The sequence below is a fragment of the Agreia sp. Leaf244 genome, from assembly GCF_001422695.1.
Classification (GTDB): Bacteria; Actinomycetota; Actinomycetes; order Actinomycetales; family Microbacteriaceae; genus Agreia.
On sequence record NZ_LMLX01000004.1, the window covers coordinates 235,334 to 255,477 of the forward strand.

Sequence of the window (20,144 nt, forward strand, 5' to 3'; positions counted from 1 at the left end):
GAGATGTGGGCATTCCGCTCCCCGATGAAGGGGGGAGCGGTCTCACACTAACTCCGCGGAACGGCCTAATCGAGGGAGAGGCGGAGGTTCCGACATCTGTTCAACGGACGCCCGTCATTCGTCGAGATCGACGACTCGATCAGGCGCGAGTTCCATGCACAGCAGCCGCGGCCGGTCATCCCAGGACTCGACGAGATCGAAGCCGCGGGAGCGGTACAGCCGCACGGGGCCGTCGCGCCAGTCCCATACGGTCAGGCGGATGGGAAGATCGCGACGGGTGAGCGCCGCATCCATCAGGGCCGAGCCGACGCGCAGACCCCGCGCACCGGGATCGACCCAGAGCCTTTTGATCTCGCGGGCGGCCTCGTTCCGCTGCACGATGACGAGTCCCATAAGTGAGCCGTTCACTTCGGCCACCGAGACGACCGAGCCGGCATAAGCGCGTCGGGGGTCGGCGACCTCGTCGCGGTAGCGTTCGGGGAGCCCGTGCGCCTTCGTGTCGTGGCCCTCGCCGAGATGGGCCGCCTTCTCGGACTCGGTCTGCGTCAGGTACGCCTCGACGAGGCGGCCGACAGCCGCGTTGTCAGGGCCATCGAGGTCGGCCGGTCGAACGGTGAGGGAATGCGCGCGTCCCGAAGTTCCTGCCGAGAAGCCGTTCATCGTCATCGTTCGACGCTACAGCGTGAGTGACAGGACCAGAACGGCGATGGACAGTGCCAGCATGCCGAGGCAGTTGATCCAGAACGCCGGGCCGGTGTTGCGCGCCCTGATGTGCGACGCAGCCGCACTGCAGAAGTAGACGATCACGCCCACGTTCGCGGCGAACGCGACCCCGGGCATCCAGATGCCGGCGATGAGGCCGACGACCGCGAGAGTCTTGATGACGATGAGCGTCCACCACCACTCGCGCGGAAAGTTCACGCCGGCGAGGCAGTCCCGGATGAACTGCGGAGGCCGGATCGACATCGCGGCATCGACGAAGAGAACGAGGGCGAGAAGCGCTGTCGGCCACCACGCGTCGGGGAGAAGGGTCATGAGGTGGGCTCCGTGCAGGTGCAGATCGAGGCGAAGGTGAGGTGGAGGCTGTCGAAGAGCTCGGCCTCGATGATCGTCTCGCGAGCCGACCAGCTGAACAGCGTGCCGATGTAGGCGAAGTAGACCGAACGGGCGGTGCCGTCGATCGCGTCGGGCGGCGTGCAGCCGTGCTGTGCCAGGGTCGACGCGATCTCGTCGATGAGCAGCGCGGCGAGCTGCGTGAACAGCGGTGACGACTGTCTGCCCGAGACCTGGATCGCGGCGTACGTTCTCGACAGGTCCTGCCGCTCGGCGAAGAGGGTCACGAACGGCTGCACGAGCTGCAGGATGCGCCCGGCGCACGAATCGGCCGGGTCGGTTTCGGCGGCCGGTCGCGCGTGGCCGTCTTCGATGAGCGAGTCGAAGACCTGCACCAAGAGGGCGTTCTTGTCTCCGGAAGCCATGACCGATCCGACGCTCACCCCGCTCGCCTCGGCGATGTCGCGGATGGTGGTCGCATCGAAGCCGCGCTGCCGGAAGAGGTGGTCGGCCGCCGTGAGCACCCTCCTGTGCGTGGAGTCCCTGAGCTCGCTTCGAGTGGGCACGGTCGGTCCTCCAATGAACACGTTCGCTGAACGTGTTCATTATGCCCGTTTTCCTCTCGTCTTGTCCACTTCAGGTGAGACAGTGGTCAGGAGCCAAGGAGGATAATCGCGATGGGTAGCCGTCGTCAGTCGCAGGAGACGTGGTCTCCGGCTAGCGTTGCGCGCATGGCGGTCGGCGCCATCGCGCTCGCCGCGGTGGTCGCCGCGATCATCTGGATCATGGTCGACCGGTGGGGCGAGCCTCTACTCGACACCGTGGGGTCACGCAACACGCCGCTGTGGCTGTCCTGGATCATCCTGAGCGTGCTGCTCGTGATCAGCGTCGCATTTCTGTGGATCTGCGTCACGTACCTGATTCGGGTGCTTCGTGGTCGCATCCCGCGACGGTGGCAGGGTAGAGAGCATGATCACCTTTCCTGACGGCACACAGGTTCCCCCTCTCGGCCAAGGCACGTGGAACATGGGCGACTCGCCCGCGGCGCGCGACTCCGAGATCGACGCGCTGCGCACCGGCATTGATCTCGGCCTCACCGTGATCGACACCGCCGAGATGTACGGCGGCGGGCGCAGCGAAGAGCTCGTCGGCGAAGCGATCGCGGGTCGGCGCGACGAGGTCTTCCTTGTGAGCAAGGTGCTGCCCTCGAACGCTTCGCGCGCGGGCACGGTCGAGGCCTGCCGCGCGAGCCTGCGCCGCCTCGGCACCGACCGCCTCGACCTCTACCTGCTGCACTGGCGTGGTCGGCATCCGCTCGACGAGACGGTCGATGCGTTCGAAGAGCTCGTCGCCGACGGCTCCATCCGTTCCTGGGGCGTGAGCAACCTCGACGCCGATGAACTCGCCGAGCTGCCCGAGGGCTGCCAGACAGACCAGGTGCTCTATAACCTCACCCGCCGCGGACCCGAGTTCGACCTGTTGCCGTTCGCCTCGACGAGAGGTATGCCCGTCATGGCATACTCGCCGGTCGAGCAGGGGCGGTTGCTGGGCAACGCAGCGCTTTCCGACATCGCCCGCGACCTCGGAGCGACGCCCATGCTGGTAGCGCTCGCGTGGACGATGCGCAGCGGGAGCGTCCTCTCCATCCCGAAGGCGTCGACTGCCGCTCACGTGCGCGAGAACGCGGCGGCCCGCGAGCTCACACTCTCCATTGAAGTCCTCGCCCGCCTCGACGAGGCATTCCCGCCCCCGACAGAACCCGTGCCACTCGAGATGCTCTGATCCGCCTGCGCTGCCTGTCGGATTCAGGTATTACAGGACGATTCGAGGTCTCGTCGGCGTGTCACGGTTCAGCGGCCCGAGTGTCGTCAATCCATCCTGTTGAACGGAAAAACGGCCCGCGAAGCGTCAGGCAAGCATGCGGTCGGCGGTGCGCAGCGACAGGGCCAGCTGCGCCAGGCACGGGTTCGCGCTGAGCGCGCTCGGAAAAGTCGAATTGTCCGAGATCCACAGATTCGGGATGTCGTGGCTGCGGCCGTCCGCATCGACCACGCCCGCAGACGGGTCGGCACTCATGCGGCACGTGCCGAGGGTGTGCGCGGTGCGGGCGAGCACCCGCGTCTCCTGCGCTCCCGCCGCCTCGAGGATCTGCGTCATCGTCGACAGCGCGTGGTCTTCGATGGCCTGCTCGTTCGTGCCGGCCGTGAAGGTCACGAGCGCGCGCGGCACGCCCCATTCGTCCCGTTCGTCGGTGAGCACGAGCCGGTTGTTCTCTGCCGGGAGGCACTCGCCGTTGATTCCGATCCCGGCCGAGTAGCGCCACGCATCCATCGCCTGCATCAGGTCGGCTCCCCAGAGGCCGGCGCCGCGCACCAGTGTGTTCGCGTAGTTGAGAGGCATCACGCCGAGGCTCTGCATGAGGTAGCCGCCGGCGAAGCCGACATCGTCGGGGCGCACGAAGTCCTCGCTGATCAGCGACGACGGGTAACCGCGGTAGCCGCGGATCTGCTCGTCGAAGCGGCCCCACACCTGCACGCCGCCGTGGGCGAGGAAGTTGCGGCCGACCTGGCCGGACGAGTTCGCGAGCCCGGTGTTCAGCAGCAGTCGAGGCGTCTCGATGCCGCCGCCCGCGAGCACCAAGGCAGCGCAGCGCTGGCGATACTCCACGCCGTCGTGCCGGTAGACCACGGCTGAGACGCGGCCGAGCGAGTCGAGCTCGATGCCGTGCACCATCGATTCGGGGCGGATCTCCGCGCCCGAGGCGACGGCCGCGGGCAGATACGTGTTCGCGGTGGTGGCCTTTGTTCCGTAGCGCTCGCCCTGGTGGATGCTGCCCAGGTTCTGGCTGGCACGCCGGTCGCCGAAGTGCGGCTGGTCGCGGTCACGGCTCAGGATGGCCGCCGGCGCGTCCGTGGCCCGGATGCCGAGCTGCGCACATCCGGCCGCCATGAGATCGGCGGGGGCGTTGCGGTCGACCGGAGGCTCGAGGTACTCGCGCTCCGGGTCCCACGGATACGGGGTCGGCCCGGAGACGCCGATGGTGCGCTCGACCTCCACGATGTAGCGAGTGAGTTCGGCGTGGTCGATCGGCCAGTCCTCGCCGACTCCCATCTCGGTGCGCAGCCGCATGTCTCGCGCGTCGGGGCGCGGAGTGAACGCTCCCCAGTGCAGCGTTCCGCCACCCACGCCGAAGCCGCTGTTGTTCGTGCCGAACGCGGTGGGGTCGTCGCCACCCGACAGTCGTTCCGACATCCAGTTGATGCGCGGCGACTCGATCTCGTCGTTGGTGAAGCCGTCGGGGTCGGTGTTCGGGCCGGCCTCGAGCGCCACGACCTTCAGGCCGCGCTCGGCGAGGCGCGCCAACAGCGGACCGCCGCCCGCTCCGGTTCCGACGACCACGACGTCGACGATCTCGTCGCGGTCGTACGTGCGCATGCGGCTCAGATCCACGCGGGGTTCTCCTCGACGGTTCGGGTGTTGTTCGCGACGAGGCGGTCGTGATCGTCGTCGTACGCATCATCATCGTCGTCGTCGGATGCGACGCTTCCGAGTTCGGCCGGTTCCCAGGGGTCGCGCTGGCCTGCCGCGACGGCGACATAACCCGCGTCGCCGGTCGCCGCCCCGCTGGTGGCGAAGCCGTCGTAGCCGACTCGCGCAAGAGAGGCCGGATGCGCCAGCCAGATGCGGGTCAGGTCGGCGCGCACGTCGTCGAACCAGTGCTGGCGCATCGCGCCTTTCCAGTCGTCTCCACCGAGCGCCTCGTGATCGTTCAGCTCGCCCGAGACTATGCCAGCGATCAGGGCGTCCTGCTCGGCCTTCGCGTTCTGTTCATCCGAGTCGTCGGGCCAGAGGGCGGCGAGGTCGTCGAGTCCGAGGCGGTATGCGGATGCGTCATCCGGTTGCCCGGCGTTGCGCCATCCGTCGCCGCGCCCCGAGGCGAGGTCGTCGTCGACGCGCGCTGCGAGGTCGATGCGGCGATCCCCCGGCTGCGGAAGGAGCCGGTCGGCGAGCACGCGAAGCGTGGCCAGCTGCGCCGCCGAGAGTGCGCGCGGCCTGTAGTCCGGGTCGTCGGCGATCAGCCTGCGCGCGAGAAAGCCGCGAGCCTCGGGCGCCGTGCGATCGGATGCGACGAGCCGGCCCCACTCGGGCGTGAGCTGCGGGCTCGCCGACACCGTCGCATCCCACAGCCGCACGATCTCGGCGGCCACCTCGGCGGGGCGCTCGTATGGCAGTAGGTGACCTGTCTCGGCGAGAGGCACGACGCGCGCCCGCGGGTACAGCTTGGCGACGAGGTGCGGCTGGGCGGATGCGCCGAGGTCGTCGTCGTCTTCGCCGGCCAGAACGACGACGGGCAGGTCGATCGAGCCGAGCTCCTCCGACACGTCTTCCGTGCTGCCGTCCGTGAGCCAGCGTCGCCACGCGAGCGGCGACATCAGGCGCACCTGGGCGATCGCCGCGCGCTCGTCGTCGTCGCCGGGCGCGGTCGCCACGTTCTGCGCCACGAACTCGACCGCGTGCTCCTCGGAGATGAGACCGTTCTCCGCCCAGGCCAGCATCTCGGCGCGCTTGTCGTCGGCCATCGGCTCGGGCGTCGGCGGCGACGGCGCGAGCAGCACGAGCCCGGCAAGGCCGAACACGTTCGCTTCGCCGCTCAGGATGCGATGGGTCACGACGGCCGCCACCTTGCCGCCCATGCTGTGGGCCGCGATCACGAACGGGCCGCCGTCGGCCTCGGCCTCCATGACCTGGATGGCGCGGTCGGCGAGGGCCGAGACCGAGCCGTTCGGCGCATCCGGAGACCCGCCGTGCCCGGGCAGGTCGATGCCGACCGCGCGCAGGCGGTTGCCCGCGAGGCTGTCGAGGGCGTCGGCGATCGGAGCGGCGGCTGCCGCGTCGAATCCGAGGCCGGGGAGGAAGAAGACGGTTCCGTCGGCGGCGGTCACGGTGTGACCATGCCCCCATTGACGTTGAGCGTCTCGCCCGAGACGTAGCTCGACTCGGCGGAGGCGAGGAACACGTAGGCGGGCGCCAATTCGGCCGGCTGGCCGGAGCGCTGGTAGGTGCTCTCGTCGTCGAAGGCCTTCATCTGCTCGTCGGAGACTCCGCCCGACACCTGCAGCGCGGTCCACGTGGGGCCGGGCGCAACGATGTTCACGCGGATGCCGCGGGGCGCGAGCTGCTGCGCCAGACCCTTCGAGAAGTTGTTGATCGCGGCCTTGGTCGACGCGTAATCGAGGCGGTCGGGGGCGGGCTTGTAGGCCTCGAGCGAGGCGGTGTTGATGATGGTGGCGCCCTCGGGCAGGTGGGGGAGGGCGGCCTTGGTGAGCCAGAAGTTCGCGAACACGTTCGTGCGGAAGGTCTGCTCGAACTGCTCGTCGCTCAGGTCTTCGAGCCGGTCGACGGCGACCTGCTTACCGGCGTTGTTGACGAGGATGTCGAGTCCGCCGAGCACATTGACGGTCTCGTCGACGATGGCGCGGCACGTGGCGGCCTCGCTGATGTCGGCGGCGATCGCGTGGCCCTTCGTGCCAGCCTCCTCGATCAGGCCGACGATGCGGTCGGCGTCCTCCTTCTCGGCGGGCAGGTGCACGATGACCACGTCGGCGCCCTCACGGGCGAAGGCGATCGCCACGGCGCCGCCGATGCCCGAGTCTCCTCCGGTGATCAGCGCCTTGCGGCCGGTGAGCCGCCCGGTGCCGCGGTAGGTCTTCTCACCGAGGTCGGGAACCGGCGTCATCTGCGCCTGCACCCCGGGCTCGGGCTGGTGCTGGACGGGCGGTTCGACCCGGTCGTACTGGGTGACCGGGTTCGTGAAGGTGTACTGGTCGCGTTCCGTCATACGAACCACCGTAGATCGGAGGCCCTCTCGGGGCGGGGGCCTTGCGCGCCGCCCAGCATCTGGTAGCGGCGGGGGCGGTCATGGCCCCGCCGCCAGCTCCGGACTATAGGGGTGGGCCGGGCCGGAGCTCTGGAGTCTCGTCGGGACCAGAAAGGAAGTACGCCAAAAAAGTGACCCCCTCCGATGTTGCATCGAACCGATCGATCAAGACGCCTTGGGGTTCATAGAACACATCTCCCGCGCGCAGGATCACTTCCGCGCCGCTGTCGACCTGAAAGACGACCGACCCCGATTCGATGGATCCGAAGACAGGGCCATTGTGATGATGGGGGCCGCCCGCCACGTTCGGCTGCATCGTGATCCGACGCACCTGCACCGAACCGGTTACTCGATCGGGTAGCAACTGCGTGAGGAGGGTGAGTCGTTCCACTTGTTCCGTCATATTTCGATTATCGGCCAGAAGAGAAGACGCGCAGAATGGTCGCGCAGACCCTGAAAGACGCTCAGGTGTTGCACTGACTAGGCGAGTCTTTCACTTGTGTGATGCCGACGAAGAACCCGCGTACTCATATCACGCACACCCCGCAGGTCGCCCATGCTCTGCAAGTCGCCAGAAGGCACTGGCCCAACGAGGATCGCGAGAGCGCACTGATCTTGCACCTGCTCGACGAGGGAGCCAAGTCGATCGAGCAGAGTCAGGCAGCCAACGACGCACAGCGGGTCGCACTCATTCGTCGGGTCGCGGGCAAGCACGCTGACCTCTTCGGTGAGGGCTACCTCGAGGGGATCCGTCAGGACTGGCCTGAATGATCGTCGTCGATGCAGGCGTCATCATCGGGCCCCTCGACGACGGTGATGCGCACCACGACGCGGCCGTCAAGCTGTTTGAGCAGGAGCGACCTCCGTACCTGATCCATGCGCTCACTCTCGCCGAGGTGCTCGTGGGCCCGGCGCGACGCGGTCGCGAGGGTGAGGTGTGGCGAGACCTCCAGGACATCGGGGTCGAGGTTGCCGAGCTGAGCGATGACGAATCGCTTGCCTTGGCTCGTGTCCGTGCGTCGCAGGGTCTGAAGCTGCCTGACACATGCGTTGTCGCGACGGCCGAGCACTACGAGGTCTACCTCGCAACGTTCGACAACCGTCTTGCCGGAGTCGCCGAGCGTTTGGCCCTCCTTCTTCCTTCGCATCAGTAGAGGGCTGGTCGGCTCATGCTCGGATGAGACGTCAGCGCGCCGAGCACCAGTTCGGCGCCTGGCCGTCGACGGTGCCGAGTTGCGTGCCGTCGGCGAGGTCGACATAGGTGATCTGCTGCGCGCTCGTGGTGATGGCGGCATAGAGTCCGTTGGGCACCACGCAGGCGCTGATGACGGATTGACCGTCCGCCAGGGAGTCGAGCGAGAAGAGGGTACTGCTGCCGGCGGGCGTGACCTCGGCGACGGCCGTGTCCGGGCCATAGCCTGAGTCTTGTATCTCGAGGGTCGCGCCCGCGGCATCCACGATGGCGGAATCGGCGCCCCCGGCGTCGCCCGCCACCGAAGGGAACGCGCTGTTCGGCCTCTCCGGCGAGCCGAGGTCGATCGAGGTGCGGGTGCCCGCCGTCGCCGTGACCAGCGTCTTGGTGATCGGAACGAACCCGACGAGCGAATCTGCGTGCCCGATCGAGGACGGACCCGAGGTGCCCTCTCGTTCGCCGAGAGTGTCGATCAGCAGCAGGTCGGACTCCTCGGTCTGGGCGATGAGCGAGGTGGTGCCCGGAACGAACATCCAGTCCTTCGCGGTGAGCACCTGGTGGTCGATGCCGGTGATGGGAATCGAGTAGTCGTGTCCGCGCGTGATGTCGTAGGCGTACAGCTGATCGGGCCGCGTCTCGTACAGCGCAGACGGCTGCGGCGTGAAGGTGTAGCCGAAGAGCTTGCTCGCCGGGTCGGCCGCGAGGCTCGTGATGGTGCCGGGGCCCGGGAGATTGACGACGATGGGCGCGCCGCCGGTCAGCGAGACGATCGTGAGCGCGTCGGCCCCATCGTCGTTCACGGTATCGACGACCAGTGCGTCGTCGAGCGCCACGAAGTGCCGGATGCGCGGGGCCTGGTACACAGCCTCGGTCGCGCCGCCGCCGATGGGCGCGGCGAGAACGGCGTCGCTGAACTCCGACCCGGGCGCTCCCGTCGAAGGCGACAGGAAGTACATGGTCGGATTGGCCGTTGTGAACGTGTAGCTGAGGGTGGAGGCGCCCCCGCCGGAGGTGCCGCGCACTCCGGGCACGGTCACCGTATAGCGGGTGTCGTAGCTGAGTATTCCGGTGAACTCCACATCGATGGTGGCGCCGTCGACCGTTGCAGTGGTCGAGGCCGGCGGGTTGGTCGTGAGTCCGGCGGCGGCCGAGGCGTCGAGCGGCTCGGTGGTCTGCAGCACCAGACGTTGCCCCGCGCGCTCGACCGCCGTGTTCACGTTGATCTGGGCCGACTGCAGCTGCGGCCCGTGCGAGAAGTTGGCGACGACCAGAACGGCCGCCACCAACGAGACGACCGTGATGCTGCCGTAGAGCAGCCGTCGGAACCTCCGCCCCGCGCTGTCAGTAGACATAGGGCTCCGCGGGCTGCTCGACAGTCGTCAGGCTGTCGGGGCTGACGACCGTGGTGGCGGTGCTGAGCACGCTGGGGTTCGCCTCGAACTCTCCCGTCACGGTGACCCAGCTGTCGACAGCATGGCTGTTCGACCAGCCGGGCGAGTAGACGGGAACGCCCACGGGCTGGGCGTCGACCGCGCAGCAGGTGACCACGAAACGGGCGACGTAGAACACATTGTCGGGATCGTCTGCGTCGGGGGTGACGAATCCCGTGAGAGTCGCCGCTCGGCCGTTCAGCTCGTCGGCGGTCGTTCCCTGACGGATGAGGGCGGCCCAGTCCTTGACCGAGTACGTCGAGGTATCGTCCGATGTGCCCGGGGGCGGGCCGGCCTGTGCCAGGGAATTCGACGAACCGTTGAGGCTGCGCTGTTCGACCGCCGACGAGGTGAGCGTGCTCGGGGGCACGACGAGCAGCGCGACGGCCGCGGCGGCGACGATCACAAGGGTGGTGAGCGACCCGCCGAACGCGAGCAGCGGGTGGCCATGCGGCTTGTCGTGGTCGTGGTGGTCGTGCTCGTGCTCGTCGTCTTCGTCTGGGCCCGGGATCAGAAGGAGCGCACCGATCGTGAGCACGAATGCGATGGCGGCCATGATCAGGGTGAACACGTAGTAGCGCGGGTTGATGTACAGCCCGAGTTGGCCGGTCGCGCCCAGCCAGACCGTGGCGATCGCGGCGAGCAGCGTGAGAGCCGGGCCCTTCCAGCGCGTGACGAGACGACTAAAAGACAAGATTCACCGCCAATCCGATGGCCGCGGCGCAGACGGCGATGAGCACGCTCACCTGCACCAGAGTGCGCACAGTGAACGTGGTTCGCATCAGGGCGAGCATCTTGATGTCGATCATGGGTCCGAAGATAAGGAAGGCGACGATGCCGCCGGGAAGGAAGGTCGAGCCGAACGACAGGATGAAGAACGCATCGACGTTCGAGCAGATGGCGACGATGAAGGCGAGTGCCATGAGCGCGAGCACAGACCACAGTGGATTGCTGCCCAGGGTGATCAGCAGGTTTCGCGACACAGCCACCTGAATGAAGCCCGCGATGCCCGCGCCGACGATCAACGCGGGCATCATGGCGGCGGACTCGCGCCCGAAGCTCACGAGGGTGCGTCGCGTGCGAGTTCTTTGCTCGCCGTGCGCGTCCGCGGCGCAGGCCGCCTGAAAGCCGCGCGTGAGCAGCGTCTGCGGGGCGGGATGGGCGCTGTAGATGAAGCCGACCAGGTTCGCGATGAACAGACCGCCGAGGACGCGGCTGATCAGAATGCCGTCGTTCCAACCGAATGCCTGGTAGGTCGTGATGATCGTGATGGGGTTGATGATCGGTGCCGCGAACAGGAACGCCATGGAGTCGGCGACGCTGAGGCCGCTGACGATCAGGCCGCGGGTGAGCGGCACGTTGCCGCACTCGCAGATTGGAAGCAGCACCCCGAGCAGCGAGATGAGGCTGCGTCTCAGCACGGCGTTCCTGGGCAGCCGCCTCACGAGAAAGCCTGCGGGCAGCCAGATCTGCATGATGGCCGAGAGCAGGATACCCAGGATGACGAACGGCAGCGACTCGATGATGACGCTCACCGAGAGAGTCACGAAGTCCTTGGCGGGGTCGGTCATCCACGAGGTCCACTCGGCCGGCGCCAAGGCCCTGATCGCCACGAGTAGCAGCACCGCGGCGACGCCGACGGTGGGCGTCCAGCGCCATTCCGATCGGGTCAGCTCGCGCAGTGACGGGTACGTCGTGGGTGTCGTGCTCAGCGTTCGCTCCTCGTGACGAGATTGCCGCAAAACCGGTTCAGTCAATCACGCCCCGCGGCCGTGTGGCTTCAAGGCTGCCGTGTAGTCGGTCGGCTTCCGCTTCAGCGGTCGGCGACCACCCCGTAGACCACGTGGTCGTCGAGGTACTGCCATACGGTTCCGGTCTCGACGAAGCCGGCGCTGCGAAGGCTCTCGAGGTGGAAGCCGAGCGTGACCTTCGGCGGAGCCTCGTGCAGCTCGGAGCCCCAGACCTCGGCTCGTCTGTGCAGTGCCTCCGCGTAGCGGGGAACGTCGGCGACAGCCTGCCACCACTCGTCCCAGGTGTCGGTCTCGCCGCCGAAAGTCAGCGCCTGCATGGCCGCATCGTCGGCCAGGGCGATGCGGGCGAGAGTGCCCTCGTGCTCGGAGCTGTACGAGAGGTGGTCTCCATTCAGCACGATTCCGCCGGGTCGAAGCAGGCTGGGGAGGGCTCGGTACACGTCGACGAGGGTGCCCGGCTTGAGCCAGTGCAACGCCGTCGACGACACGATCGCGTCGAACGGCGCGGCCGCGATGGCCGGATGCTCGACCCAGTTTGTGCGCGCGAGGTCGACCTCGGCCGTCTCCAGTCGAGGGTCGTCTTCGGCGAGATCGGCCGCGATCGCCAGGAGGGCGGGATCCTTGTCGGCGATGACCGCCCGAGCGCCCACAACGCGCCCGAGCACGTGCTGGGCGAGCGACCCGGTTCCACCTGCCAGATCGAGGATGCGGGGTTCATCGATGTCGGCGCAGACGGCGGCGACGACGCGCGCGATGGTGTCGAAGCGTTCGGCCCGGTGCCGGATGTAGCCGGTCTGCTGGGCATCCCACCGCGCGGCGAGGCTGCGGGCGGTGTCGAGGCGGGTGGATTCTGTCATGGGTGATCCTTTGTTGTCGGAGAGGAAGGGGTGTTTGGCGAGGGAAGGGAGAACGAGAGGCGTGTGCGCCCATCCGGTGCGGGATGAATGCGGGTCGTCACGTCGTACACCCGGTCGAGGAGTCGTGGTTGGAACAGCTCGGTCGGCGGGCCGGAACCGGCCACGCGTCCGCGCTGCAGAACGACGACGTGATCGCAGACCTGCGCGGCGAGTTCGAGGTCGTGCAGCACGATCACGACCGTCGGAGCGATCAGGCGAAGCAGCGACATGATCTCGAGCCGGTGCCTGATGTCCAGGTGATTTGTCGGCTCGTCGAGCAGAACGTGGCTCGCGCCCTGAGCCAGCGCTCGCGCCAGGGCGACGCGCTGCAGCTCGCCGCCCGACAGAGTCGAGAGCCGGTCGAACGCCCGATGCGACAGTTCGACCGCATCGAGCGCGTCGGCCACGCGCTGGTCGAAGCCGGCTCCGCCCGAGCGCAGCACCCCGTGTTCGGCGAGGCCGCCGAGCGAGACCTCGTCGACGACACGGAGGGAGGGATCCGGCTCGGACCGCTGGCCGACCTCCGCCACGCGTCGGGCGATCCAGCGCCGGGGCCGGATGCGGAGATCGTGCCCGTCGAGCGTGATCCGCCCGGCCGACAGCGGCGCTGCACGCACGAGCGCGCGCAGCAGGGTGGTCTTGCCGCTTCCGTTCGGACCGACGATGCCGGTCACCTCTCCGGTCTGCGCGCGGAAGGACACCCGGTCGAGCAGCACCCGTTCACCCGCGCGCACGGTCACCTCGTGCGCCTCGATCACGGCAGCGTGGCGAGAAGCCCGCTCAGCTCAGCGGGCCCCGCGATCGAGAGCATGCTGGGCGGATCCGTGTAGGCGAACTGGAGTGCCACGACCCTGCCCTTCTCGACCGCGGTGAGGGCGGAGACCCCTGGCGCGCTCAGGAAACTGTCGATCACGCTCTGCGGGTCGCCACTGGAGTAGAGCAGCACGATGGTGCCGGGATCGCGCGAGATGATGTCCTCCACGTTGGCGTCGAAGACCCGCTCGTCAGAGTCGGCGTAGACGTTCTCGAGTCCCGCCGCCGCGAACACGGGGGTGACCATGCTCGGGCCGCCGTAGGGCGAGAGCACGCTGCCTCCGGAGGAGACGTAGAGGGCGGCGGCGGTTCCGGCATCCGGTGCCGCGGAACTGAGACCCGCCGAGCCCGCGGCCACGACCTTCTCGGCGAGGTCCTGTTCGCCCAGAAGGGTTCCGAGGGTGCGCACCTCGCTCCAGACGCGGTCGAAGGTGGCCGGTTCACTCAGCTCGGGGCCGGGATTCGCGCAGTAGGCGCTGGGCGAGTAGACGGCGATGCCGCTGGCCGCGAGAGCCTCCCGGTCGACCGCGTTCTCGGGTGCGATCACCAGATCGGGCTGCGCGCCGAGGATGCTCTCCTGCGACACGATCGAGCCTCCCGTCGAGTTCTTCTCGGTCGACAGCAGGGTCAGTGAATCGAGGGTGGAGTACGTGGAGTCCTTGTACAGACCCTCCTGCGGGGCGGAGGTCACCGCCACTACTCGGTCGACGGCATCGAGCGCCTCGAGGTTGGGCAGGGAGTCGTTGTTCACGAGCACGATGCGCTTCGCCGGCGCATCGAGCGTGACCTGCGAGCCGCAGTTCTCCACGGTGATGGCCGTGTCGACGGCGTCGGTTGTGGATGCGCTGCCCGCCGGGGTGGTCGCGCAGGCGCTCAGCGCCGCCAGGCCGAGTGCGGTGATGGTGAGGGCCGCCGGCAGGCGCCGGAGGGTGGATGTGTTCATCGGGTTCTTTCTAGAGAGGGGTCAGGAGGTGGAGATGGACGAGGAGGGAGTGCGCAGCAGCACCAGAAGAAACGGGGCGCCGATGATGCCGGTGATGACGCCGACGGGGATCTCCTGCGGAGCGAAGGCGGTTCGGGCGACGGTGTCGGCGGCGACGAGCAGGATGGCGCCGAGGAGAGCGGAGACGGGGAGCACGGCGCGGTGGCGTCCGCCCGCGATGCGGCGGGCGAGGTGCGGCACGACCAGGCCGATGAAGCCCACGCCGCCGACGGCTGCGACCGTGACGCCGACCATCGCCGACACGCCCACCATCAACAGGATGCGCGTGCGTTCGGGGTCGATTCCTGCCGAGCGGGCGGAGTCGTCGCCCGCGGCCAGCGCGTCGACCATCGGAGCGATCATGATCAGCGCTCCCAGACCGATGGTCGCGGTGATGGCCGCCGCGGCGAGGGCGATCGGCTGCACCGAGGCGAGCGAGCCGAGCAGCCAGAAGAGCACCGAGCGCGCCGCCTCGGGCGAGTCGCTCGAGAACACGAGAAAGCTGGTGGCGGCGTTGAGCGCGTAACCGACCGCGAGGCCGGCGAGCACCAGGCGCAACGGCCCCCTGCGACTGGCGGCGCCTGCGAGCATCAGCACGAGAACTACCGCGCCGATGGCGCCCGCTAGTGCCGCCCCCGAGAACAGCAGGGCGCTGCCGCCCCCGAAGACCAGCACGACGAGGGCGACCCCGGTGGATGCCCCCGAGTTCAGTCCTAACAGGTAGGGGTCGGCAAGGCTGTTGCGCACGAGGGCCTGCAGCATCGCGCCGGAGACCGCGAGCACGGTTCCCGCAATCAGTGCCATGGCGACGCGGGGCAGGCGGGTGGCCCACACGATCTGCTGCGCCGAGTCGGACCAGTCGCCGCGACCGCTCGAGAAGAGGCCGTCTGCGATGATGCCGACCACCGTGCCGGGTGCGATAGGTACCGGGCCGATGCAGACGGCCACCAGGGCCGCGATGGCTGCGGCGACGGCAAGAGCGAAAACCATCAGAGCACCGCGTCGTCGTCCGCGGCGCATCGATGCGACCACCCCGTGCAGAGCGGGCTCGGGTACCCCTGTGGGGCTTTCGGTTCTCACCCCTGGCGAGCTTTGAAGCGCGGGTTGAGCTTGTTGATCACGAACACCCGACCCCGCCGGCGCACGACCTGCGAGCCCGGCATCTTCTTCATCGACTTGATCGAGTTGCGCACCTTCACGGCAGCCTCCTGTTGTTATTGAGAACGATTCTCACATACAGTAGCCCACATGACCGACTCCCCGAACCGCAGTGCACTGGCCGGTCTCGCCGTGACCCTGGTCAGCGGCAGCGACCGTCGGGCCGCGCAACAGATCGCCGCCGTGCTCAGCGGTTGCCCCGTCTCGGAGCCTCCCGTGGAGCTCGATGTCGGCGGCGATGACGACGCGACGTTTGCCGTCGAGCTCGCGCACCGACTCGCATCCGACTACGACGACGGCCTCACGGGCAATACCGTGATCGTCGTCGAGCCGCAGGCCGACATCGTCGAGATCGCCCTGGTGCTCGAGCACATGCTCGACTCCCGGCGCCCCAGGCCGCCCATCGGAATCCGCGATGTCGTGGCCGTGACGTCGGTGCGCGAGATCGGCGAGCTCCTCTTCGACCGAGCGCCCGAGGGTCACAAAAGGCAGGACTTCGACTCGCCTGGACGCCTGGCCTCCCGGCTCGAGTTCGCCAGCATGATCGTGCTGACAGACGTGCCGGATGCGGCTGCGCCGGCGGACACCCGCCTCGTGCTCGAGTTCCTCGCGCGGCTGGCGCCCTCGGCCCTGCTGCTGGCGCCCCCCGACGTGGAGAACGCGCGACAGCTCTCGGGGCTTCTCGTGCGCGGACGAGCGCACAGGCTGGGAGCCACGATGGGGTGGCAGCGCGAGCTCGCCGACGCTGCGCCCGCGCATCCGGTCTCTGATGCCTGCACGACGTTCGTCTTCCGCGACCCGCGACCGTTCCACCCGGGCCGACTGCACGCGGCCGTCACAGAGAGACTGACTCACGACATCGTCGGATGCGTCGCCCGGTCGCGCGGTTTCGTGCGGCTTGCGACGCGCCCGGCCCGGGTCGGATCGTGGGCGACCGCTGGCGACGTGCTCGACCTCGGGCCGACCGACATGCTGAGCTGGCAGCCGGACTCGCCGATCGGGCAGGAGATCGTGTTCTTCGGCCCCGGTCTCGACAGGGAGGCGCTGGCGGCGACGCTCGCCGATTGCCTGCTCACGGCAGACGAACTGGTGGCCGGGGCGGATGCCTGGGGGCACTACTCCGACCCGTTTCCGGAGTGGGTGGTCGAGCACCACCACTGAGCCCCATTGCGTCTCGCTGCCGACTACGGGATGAGTCGCTTGTCGCGCAGATCCTGGAAGATGCGCAGGAACATCGCCTCGGTGTCGACGTACTCGTGGAACCCGGCGCGTCGTGACTTCGAGCTGTCCGAGATCACGTCGTAGTCCCACGCGAAGACGAAGTCGCCGAAGGCCCACGACGAGACGTCGGAGTAGGGAGTGGAGACGAGGCCGTGGCGCTCGATCATCCCGTTCCACAGCTGCTCCTTGTCGGCCATCACCTCGGTGAGCGTCATCTCGAGCGGGGGAGCGACGTCGAGATCGAAAAACGCGGCGATGCGCGGCCACATCGACGACCACCGGAACATGTCGCCGTTGGTGATGTTGTACGCCTCGTTTCGACCGGACTCGGTGGTCGCCGCCCAGACGGTGGCCTTGGCGAGCAGGTCGGCATCCGTCATCTCGATGAGGCTCGTGTAGGCGCCGGGCCTGCCGGGGAAACGCAGGGGGATGCCCAGTTCCTTGCTCATCGAGGCGTACACGGCGATCACCATGGCGAGGTTCATCGGGTTGCCGAGACCGACGCCGGCGACGACGGATGGGCGCAGGGCCGACCACGTCCAGCTCGCGTCGGCCTGTCGCCGTTCGAGGAACTGCTGCTGGTCGACGTTGAATTCGGGCGGCATGTGCGGCGGATCGGACTCCTTGGCCGGCGTCGCGAAGGGGCCGAGGTGGGCGCCGTAGACCTTGTAGCCCTGCATCAGGCTGATGTGTTCGAGCTCGGGGGCGACGGGCTCGATGGCGTCGACGACGTTTGTGAGCATGGCGAGGTTCGGCCGCACGAGCTCGGCCCAGGTGGGTCTGTCCTGATACGCGGCGTAGAACACGTGGGTCACCTGCGACAGCTCTCGTAGCGCGTCGGCGGTCGCCTCGCTGTCGAGCAGATCCACGGCGATATGGCGCACTCGACCGCGATCGATACCGCCCCGGCGCGAGAGGCCGACGACGTTCCAGTCGCCGAGGGATTCTAGGTGCTCGATGAGATTGCCTCCGATCACTCCGCGCGCTCCGACTACCAGGGCCGTCTTCTGTGTCATGGTTTCTCCATCGTTAGATCGCAATTTACCGATCTAAGTAGTAGCACATCATCGGCAAATGCCGATATTGCGATATCATCGCAACCATGAGCGAAACGCAGGAGCCCGACCTCGTGGCGGTGTTCAAGGCCCTCGGCCATCCGACCCGCCTCGCGATCATGGGGTGGTTGAAAGAGCCGGAGTCGTTTCCGCCGCAAGACGTGCCGGCGACCGAGGTGGGGGTGTGCCTCAAGCACATTCAGGCCAGGGCCGAGGTCTCGCAGTCGACCGCATCGCAGTTCATGGCTACGCTGCAGCGGGCAGGCCTGGTGACCTGCACCCGCATCGGGCAGTGGTCGCACTACAGCCGCAACGAGAAGGCGATCGAGGCCCTCGGCACGAAGGTGTCGCTCAGCGTCTAAGGGGCTCGATCGAGTGAGCGATTTGTGTCGGTTGCATCGCGCGATACGCGCACAATCTGCGCACTCGATTCACGAGGCGGCGAGAAATCGGCCGCGTTCCTCGATGAGGCGCTGCATGTACCGGGCGAGCACGAGCTTTTCGACAGCCCGGCCGATGGGGCCGAACGGCGCGTCGAAGCGAATGCGATCGATCATCACCGAGCCGGATTTCGTCGCCTCGAAGCGGTGCTCGTGGTGAAAGGTCGTGAAGGGTCCGCGAATCTGCTCGTCGACGAAGCGATGGGGTGGCTCGAACTCCGTGACCCGGCTCGTCAGGGTGAACGGCACCCCGAAGTGTCGGGCCTTCCAGGTGACGTTCTGGTGCAGTCCGATCAGTCCCTCGGTCACCCCTGCGACGGCCTTCTCGCCAGCGTCGGCCTGCGACTGGGTGTGGGTGTCGATGTTCCTCGCGAGATCGAACATCTGCTCGACCGACTTGCTCGAGGTCGTCACGCAGTCGAATTCGACGGTCACGCGGCGTTCTCGATGAGCTGCAGCTGCGTTCCGTCGACGTCGATGAGGAACCCCGCCCGGTGTCCCCACGGTTGCAGTCGTACAGGATGCAGCCGCGGATGCCCCACGGACTTCTCCTCCACCCCGGACTGTGCGATCTGGCGGTACAGCTCGTCGACATCGTCGACGCGCATGCTGCACATGAACGAACTCTCCTCGGGCACGAGGTCGGCGAACGGAAAGAACTCGAGCTGCAGCTCGCCGCGGCGCAGGCTGAGCCAGTCGTCGCCACGATAGCTCGGCTCGAATCCGAAGCCGCCGTAGAACGCGGCCGTGGCGTCGAAGTCTTGAGACGGCAGATTGGGGATCGCGCGATCAGCCATACGGCCAAGGTAGTACTCCGGTCGCGGCCGCGACAGAACGTCGTCTCGATTCGACTCCCACGGCCCACTCGATAGGGTCGAAGGAGGGTGCGCAGATCGCGGCCCGTCTGGCGGGGGAGCTCGATGACTCAGTGGCGGTGGCGTTACGCCCTCTGGTATCTGCTCGCGCTGCCGGCGATCTGGCCGCTGGCCGCCTTCGCGAGTTGGGCGGCAGAGAACTTCTCCCACAGCGCCACTACGCCCGATTTTCCGTTCGAGGTGGACCTTCTCCTGGGTGCCCTCGTGGTCGTGCCCCTGGTGATCGGACTGTACATCTCTGAAGTGCGAGCCGCTAGGCGCTTCGCGGCGATACGCGCACAGTTCCCTCGGGCCGTCATCATGGAATTCGGGGTCTCCAAAGAACTTCGCGCTTCGTTGCAGCAGGCGCTGGGTCGACGACTCGCCGGCCTCGTCGTCGCGTCGATGGTCGTGGTCATCTCCGAAACAGCCATCGGCCTGCATCGCCGAGCCGACCCCACGAGGCCCGAGCTCGTTCTGCGCTGGGGCTCGATCGGACGGGTCGCCGTCGTGCGCAAACGACGCGCCCTCGCGCTCGTGGTCGAGATCCTCCGCCCGAACGACGCGACGGGCGAATCCCTCATCCTCGACCTGCCCATGCCGCTCCTCCACTCGCCGAGCCTGCGTGCCTACGAGAGCCAGCGGCCCGTTCTCGAGTCGGCTCTCGACGGCATCGAGTCATGGCGCGAGCACCGCTTCATGGCGAGCGAGACTAATGGGGCCACCCCGTGAGCACCCTCCCGCCGTTCCCCCGCGCAGGCGGCAAGAAGCCCTTCCCTGTCTGGGGAATCTGGCTCATTTTCGGCATCATGCTGCTGCCCGGCATCATCACCCTCTACGTTCTCGGCCTCGCCAAAGACACCGCGGCGAGCGGCGTCGACTTCCAACGCGACGCGGTGGGCCGCAGCGTCGTTCTCACCGGAACGCTCTCCGAGGTCGACACCACTTCGGGCCTGCCCAAGACCACCGGCTACTACGAGGTCGCGGTTCCGGATGCCGACGGCGGCCCCGACACGACCGTCACCTTCGCGGGTGGCGAGCACTGGGGCTTCCCGCCCTCGTCCGACTACCCGGCCGAGCAGTCGTTTCTGGTCGTGACCGACGACCCACCGAGGTCTGTGAAGCATGGCCCGGTAGGCAGCATCCAGCCCGTCACCGAGAAGACCGTGCAGGATGCCGAGAACGGCCTCTCGATCGCGCGGGCCGCGTGGGTGGTCGGCATCATCGTGTTCTGGATGCTGGCGCTGGGTCTGCCCGCGCTGGCCGTCACGCTCTCGGTGCGCAAGCGCCGCTGGCGCAGGGCCGCTGTGCCTCGCGTCTAGTTCTGCCGGTTGCTCGAGTGTGCAGTTCTGGTCGGTTCGAGTGCTCGAAACGCGCATATTCTGCACACTCGATCGGCGACTGAGGTGCCGCCGGCCCGG

General features: G+C 67.8%; 26 protein-coding genes. 8 read left to right on the forward strand and 18 right to left on the reverse strand.

The window, feature by feature from the left end:
- Positions 1-114 precede the first annotated feature (114 nt).
- The 3 genes from ASF06_RS13115 to ASF06_RS13125 are packed head-to-tail and all read right to left on the reverse strand — an operon-like array spanning position 115 to position 1,619.
- On the reverse strand, positions 115-666 hold the full coding sequence (locus ASF06_RS13115) for a GNAT family N-acetyltransferase (RefSeq protein WP_055947845.1): 552 nt from the start codon (positions 664-666) through the stop codon (positions 115-117).
- Between the two features lie 9 nt (positions 667-675).
- Entirely contained in the window at positions 676-1,035 is a 360-nt protein-coding gene (locus ASF06_RS13120; RefSeq protein ID WP_055947848.1) for a DoxX family protein, read from the reverse strand.
- Positions 1,032-1,619: a TetR/AcrR family transcriptional regulator gene (locus tag ASF06_RS13125; RefSeq protein ID WP_162237705.1), complete on the reverse strand. Its 588-nt coding sequence runs from the start codon at positions 1,617-1,619 to the stop codon at positions 1,032-1,034. The genes ASF06_RS13120 and ASF06_RS13125 overlap by 4 nt, the downstream gene beginning before the upstream one ends.
- A gap of 165 nt (positions 1,620-1,784) precedes the next feature.
- On the opposite strand from ASF06_RS13125, the gene ASF06_RS13130 reads away from it, so the two are divergent.
- Together ASF06_RS13130 and ASF06_RS13135 are read left to right on the forward strand one after the other, a co-directional pair.
- Entirely contained in the window at positions 1,785-2,039 is a 255-nt protein-coding gene (locus ASF06_RS13130; RefSeq protein ID WP_055947855.1) for a hypothetical protein, read from the forward strand.
- The gene (locus tag ASF06_RS13135; protein ID WP_055947858.1) at positions 2,023-2,835 is read left to right on the forward strand and encodes an aldo/keto reductase; all 813 of its coding nucleotides are present in this window, start codon (positions 2,023-2,025) and stop codon (positions 2,833-2,835) included. Before ASF06_RS13130 ends, ASF06_RS13135 begins: the two co-directional genes overlap by 17 nt.
- Positions 2,836-2,961: 126 nt before the next feature.
- Here the strand turns inward: ASF06_RS13135 and ASF06_RS13140 are convergent, their stop codons facing one another.
- The 4 genes from ASF06_RS13140 to ASF06_RS13155 all read right to left on the reverse strand — a co-directional run bounded on the left by ASF06_RS13140 (position 2,962) and on the right by ASF06_RS13155 (position 7,334).
- Positions 2,962-4,503 (reverse strand): GMC family oxidoreductase, encoded by a 1,542-nt coding sequence (locus ASF06_RS13140; RefSeq protein ID WP_235501006.1) that lies wholly within the window; start codon positions 4,501-4,503, stop codon positions 2,962-2,964.
- Positions 4,494-5,996: an alpha/beta hydrolase gene (locus ASF06_RS13145; RefSeq protein WP_082500939.1), complete on the reverse strand. Its 1,503-nt coding sequence runs from the start codon at positions 5,994-5,996 to the stop codon at positions 4,494-4,496. Before ASF06_RS13145 ends, ASF06_RS13140 begins: the two co-directional genes overlap by 10 nt.
- The gene (locus ASF06_RS13150) at positions 5,993-6,892 is read right to left on the reverse strand and encodes an SDR family oxidoreductase (protein ID WP_055947861.1); all 900 of its coding nucleotides are present in this window, start codon (positions 6,890-6,892) and stop codon (positions 5,993-5,995) included. Before ASF06_RS13150 ends, ASF06_RS13145 begins: the two co-directional genes overlap by 4 nt.
- A 103-nt stretch (positions 6,893-6,995) precedes the next feature.
- Positions 6,996-7,334 carry a cupin domain-containing protein gene (locus ASF06_RS13155; protein WP_055947864.1) on the reverse strand — a complete coding sequence of 113 codons (339 nt, stop codon included), beginning with the start codon at positions 7,332-7,334 and terminating at the stop codon, positions 6,996-6,998.
- Positions 7,335-7,435: 101 nt separating this feature from the next.
- On the opposite strand from ASF06_RS13155, the gene ASF06_RS13160 reads away from it, so the two are divergent.
- Together ASF06_RS13160 and ASF06_RS13165 are read left to right on the forward strand one after the other, a co-directional pair.
- Entirely contained in the window at positions 7,436-7,702 is a 267-nt protein-coding gene (locus ASF06_RS13160; protein WP_055947867.1) for a hypothetical protein, read from the forward strand.
- Positions 7,699-8,085 (forward strand): type II toxin-antitoxin system VapC family toxin, encoded by a 387-nt coding sequence (locus tag ASF06_RS13165; RefSeq protein ID WP_055947870.1) that lies wholly within the window; start codon positions 7,699-7,701, stop codon positions 8,083-8,085. Before ASF06_RS13160 ends, ASF06_RS13165 begins: the two co-directional genes overlap by 4 nt.
- Positions 8,086-8,116: 31 nt before the next feature.
- Here ASF06_RS13165 and ASF06_RS13170 read toward each other — a convergent pair whose 3' ends face one another.
- The 8 genes from ASF06_RS13170 to ykgO all read right to left on the reverse strand — a co-directional run bounded on the left by ASF06_RS13170 (position 8,117) and on the right by ykgO (position 15,194).
- A complete protein-coding gene (locus ASF06_RS13170) occupies positions 8,117-9,475 on the reverse strand; it encodes a hypothetical protein (protein WP_055947874.1) in 1,359 nt (452 codons plus the stop codon).
- A complete protein-coding gene (locus ASF06_RS13175) occupies positions 9,465-10,247 on the reverse strand; it encodes a TIGR03943 family putative permease subunit (RefSeq protein WP_082500940.1) in 783 nt (260 codons plus the stop codon). The genes ASF06_RS13170 and ASF06_RS13175 overlap by 11 nt, the downstream gene beginning before the upstream one ends.
- The gene (locus ASF06_RS13180) at positions 10,237-11,295 is read right to left on the reverse strand and encodes a permease (RefSeq protein WP_082500941.1); all 1,059 of its coding nucleotides are present in this window, start codon (positions 11,293-11,295) and stop codon (positions 10,237-10,239) included. The genes ASF06_RS13175 and ASF06_RS13180 overlap by 11 nt, the downstream gene beginning before the upstream one ends.
- A gap of 71 nt (positions 11,296-11,366) precedes the next feature.
- Entirely contained in the window at positions 11,367-12,161 is a 795-nt protein-coding gene (locus tag ASF06_RS13185) for a class I SAM-dependent methyltransferase (RefSeq protein ID WP_055947877.1), read from the reverse strand.
- On the reverse strand, positions 12,158-12,958 hold the full coding sequence (locus ASF06_RS13190) for an ABC transporter ATP-binding protein (RefSeq protein ID WP_055947880.1): 801 nt from the start codon (positions 12,956-12,958) through the stop codon (positions 12,158-12,160). The genes ASF06_RS13185 and ASF06_RS13190 overlap by 4 nt, the downstream gene beginning before the upstream one ends.
- Positions 12,955-13,956, reverse strand: a complete 1,002-nt coding sequence (locus ASF06_RS13195; protein ID WP_055947883.1) for an ABC transporter substrate-binding protein — start codon at positions 13,954-13,956, stop codon at positions 12,955-12,957. Before ASF06_RS13195 ends, ASF06_RS13190 begins: the two co-directional genes overlap by 4 nt.
- 21 nt (positions 13,957-13,977) lie before the next feature.
- Complete coding sequence (locus ASF06_RS13200) at positions 13,978-14,985, reverse strand: FecCD family ABC transporter permease (RefSeq protein ID WP_235501007.1); 1,008 nt, start codon at positions 14,983-14,985, stop codon at positions 13,978-13,980.
- Between the two features lie 86 nt (positions 14,986-15,071).
- A complete protein-coding gene (gene ykgO / locus ASF06_RS13205) occupies positions 15,072-15,194 on the reverse strand; it encodes a type B 50S ribosomal protein L36 (protein WP_044441107.1) in 123 nt (40 codons plus the stop codon).
- A 49-nt stretch (positions 15,195-15,243) separates the two neighbouring features.
- Between ykgO and ASF06_RS13210 the strand changes: the two genes are divergently transcribed.
- Positions 15,244-16,314 carry a GTP-binding protein gene (locus ASF06_RS13210; RefSeq protein ID WP_055947885.1) on the forward strand — a complete coding sequence of 357 codons (1,071 nt, stop codon included), beginning with the start codon at positions 15,244-15,246 and terminating at the stop codon, positions 16,312-16,314.
- Positions 16,315-16,337: 23 nt separating this feature from the next.
- On the opposite strand, the gene ASF06_RS13215 is transcribed toward ASF06_RS13210, so the two are convergent.
- Positions 16,338-17,390: an SDR family oxidoreductase gene (locus ASF06_RS13215; protein WP_055947888.1), complete on the reverse strand. Its 1,053-nt coding sequence runs from the start codon at positions 17,388-17,390 to the stop codon at positions 16,338-16,340.
- Between the two features lie 86 nt (positions 17,391-17,476).
- Here ASF06_RS13215 and ASF06_RS13220 point away from each other — a divergent pair, with 86 nt between their 5' ends.
- The gene (locus ASF06_RS13220) at positions 17,477-17,791 is read left to right on the forward strand and encodes an ArsR/SmtB family transcription factor (protein WP_055947891.1); all 315 of its coding nucleotides are present in this window, start codon (positions 17,477-17,479) and stop codon (positions 17,789-17,791) included.
- Between the two features lie 69 nt (positions 17,792-17,860).
- Here the strand turns inward: ASF06_RS13220 and ASF06_RS13225 are convergent, their stop codons facing one another.
- Positions 17,861-18,304: an SRPBCC family protein gene (locus ASF06_RS13225; protein ID WP_055947894.1), complete on the reverse strand. Its 444-nt coding sequence runs from the start codon at positions 18,302-18,304 to the stop codon at positions 17,861-17,863.
- Positions 18,301-18,666 (reverse strand): bleomycin resistance protein, encoded by a 366-nt coding sequence (locus tag ASF06_RS13230; protein WP_055947897.1) that lies wholly within the window; start codon positions 18,664-18,666, stop codon positions 18,301-18,303. Before ASF06_RS13230 ends, ASF06_RS13225 begins: the two co-directional genes overlap by 4 nt.
- A gap of 123 nt (positions 18,667-18,789) precedes the next feature.
- Between ASF06_RS13230 and ASF06_RS13235 the strand changes: the two genes are divergently transcribed.
- Together ASF06_RS13235 and ASF06_RS13240 are read left to right on the forward strand one after the other, a co-directional pair.
- Positions 18,790-19,455 (forward strand): hypothetical protein, encoded by a 666-nt coding sequence (locus tag ASF06_RS13235; protein WP_055947900.1) that lies wholly within the window; start codon positions 18,790-18,792, stop codon positions 19,453-19,455.
- Complete coding sequence (locus ASF06_RS13240; protein WP_055947903.1) at positions 19,452-20,045, forward strand: hypothetical protein; 594 nt, start codon at positions 19,452-19,454, stop codon at positions 20,043-20,045. The genes ASF06_RS13235 and ASF06_RS13240 overlap by 4 nt, the downstream gene beginning before the upstream one ends.
- Positions 20,046-20,144: the final 99 nt, after the last annotated feature.

Coding starts and splice junctions, on each gene's coding strand:
- ASF06_RS13115 (WP_055947845.1), bottom strand. CDS start 666: ATGACGATGAACGGCTTCTCGGCAGGAACTTCGGGACGCGCGCATTCC.
- ASF06_RS13120 (WP_055947848.1), bottom strand. CDS start 1,035: ATGACCCTTCTCCCCGACGCGTGGTGGCCGACAGCGCTTCTCGCCCTC.
- ASF06_RS13130 (WP_055947855.1), top strand. CDS start 1,785: ATGGCGGTCGGCGCCATCGCGCTCGCCGCGGTGGTCGCCGCGATCATC.
- ASF06_RS13135 (WP_055947858.1), top strand. CDS start 2,023: ATGATCACCTTTCCTGACGGCACACAGGTTCCCCCTCTCGGCCAAGGC.
- ASF06_RS13150 (WP_055947861.1), bottom strand. CDS start 6,892: ATGACGGAACGCGACCAGTACACCTTCACGAACCCGGTCACCCAGTAC.
- ASF06_RS13155 (WP_055947864.1), bottom strand. CDS start 7,334: ATGACGGAACAAGTGGAACGACTCACCCTCCTCACGCAGTTGCTACCC.
- ASF06_RS13160 (WP_055947867.1), top strand. CDS start 7,436: ATGCCGACGAAGAACCCGCGTACTCATATCACGCACACCCCGCAGGTC.
- ASF06_RS13165 (WP_055947870.1), top strand. CDS start 7,699: ATGATCGTCGTCGATGCAGGCGTCATCATCGGGCCCCTCGACGACGGT.
- ASF06_RS13170 (WP_055947874.1), bottom strand. CDS start 9,475: ATGTCTACTGACAGCGCGGGGCGGAGGTTCCGACGGCTGCTCTACGGC.
- ASF06_RS13185 (WP_055947877.1), bottom strand. CDS start 12,161: ATGACAGAATCCACCCGCCTCGACACCGCCCGCAGCCTCGCCGCGCGG.
- ASF06_RS13195 (WP_055947883.1), bottom strand. CDS start 13,956: ATGAACACATCCACCCTCCGGCGCCTGCCGGCGGCCCTCACCATCACC.
- ASF06_RS13200 (WP_235501007.1), bottom strand. CDS start 14,985: ATGGTTTTCGCTCTTGCCGTCGCCGCAGCCATCGCGGCCCTGGTGGCC.
- ASF06_RS13210 (WP_055947885.1), top strand. CDS start 15,244: ATGACCGACTCCCCGAACCGCAGTGCACTGGCCGGTCTCGCCGTGACC.
- ASF06_RS13215 (WP_055947888.1), bottom strand. CDS start 17,390: ATGACACAGAAGACGGCCCTGGTAGTCGGAGCGCGCGGAGTGATCGGA.
- ASF06_RS13220 (WP_055947891.1), top strand. CDS start 17,477: ATGAGCGAAACGCAGGAGCCCGACCTCGTGGCGGTGTTCAAGGCCCTC.
- ASF06_RS13230 (WP_055947897.1), bottom strand. CDS start 18,666: ATGGCTGATCGCGCGATCCCCAATCTGCCGTCTCAAGACTTCGACGCC.
- ASF06_RS13235 (WP_055947900.1), top strand. CDS start 18,790: ATGACTCAGTGGCGGTGGCGTTACGCCCTCTGGTATCTGCTCGCGCTG.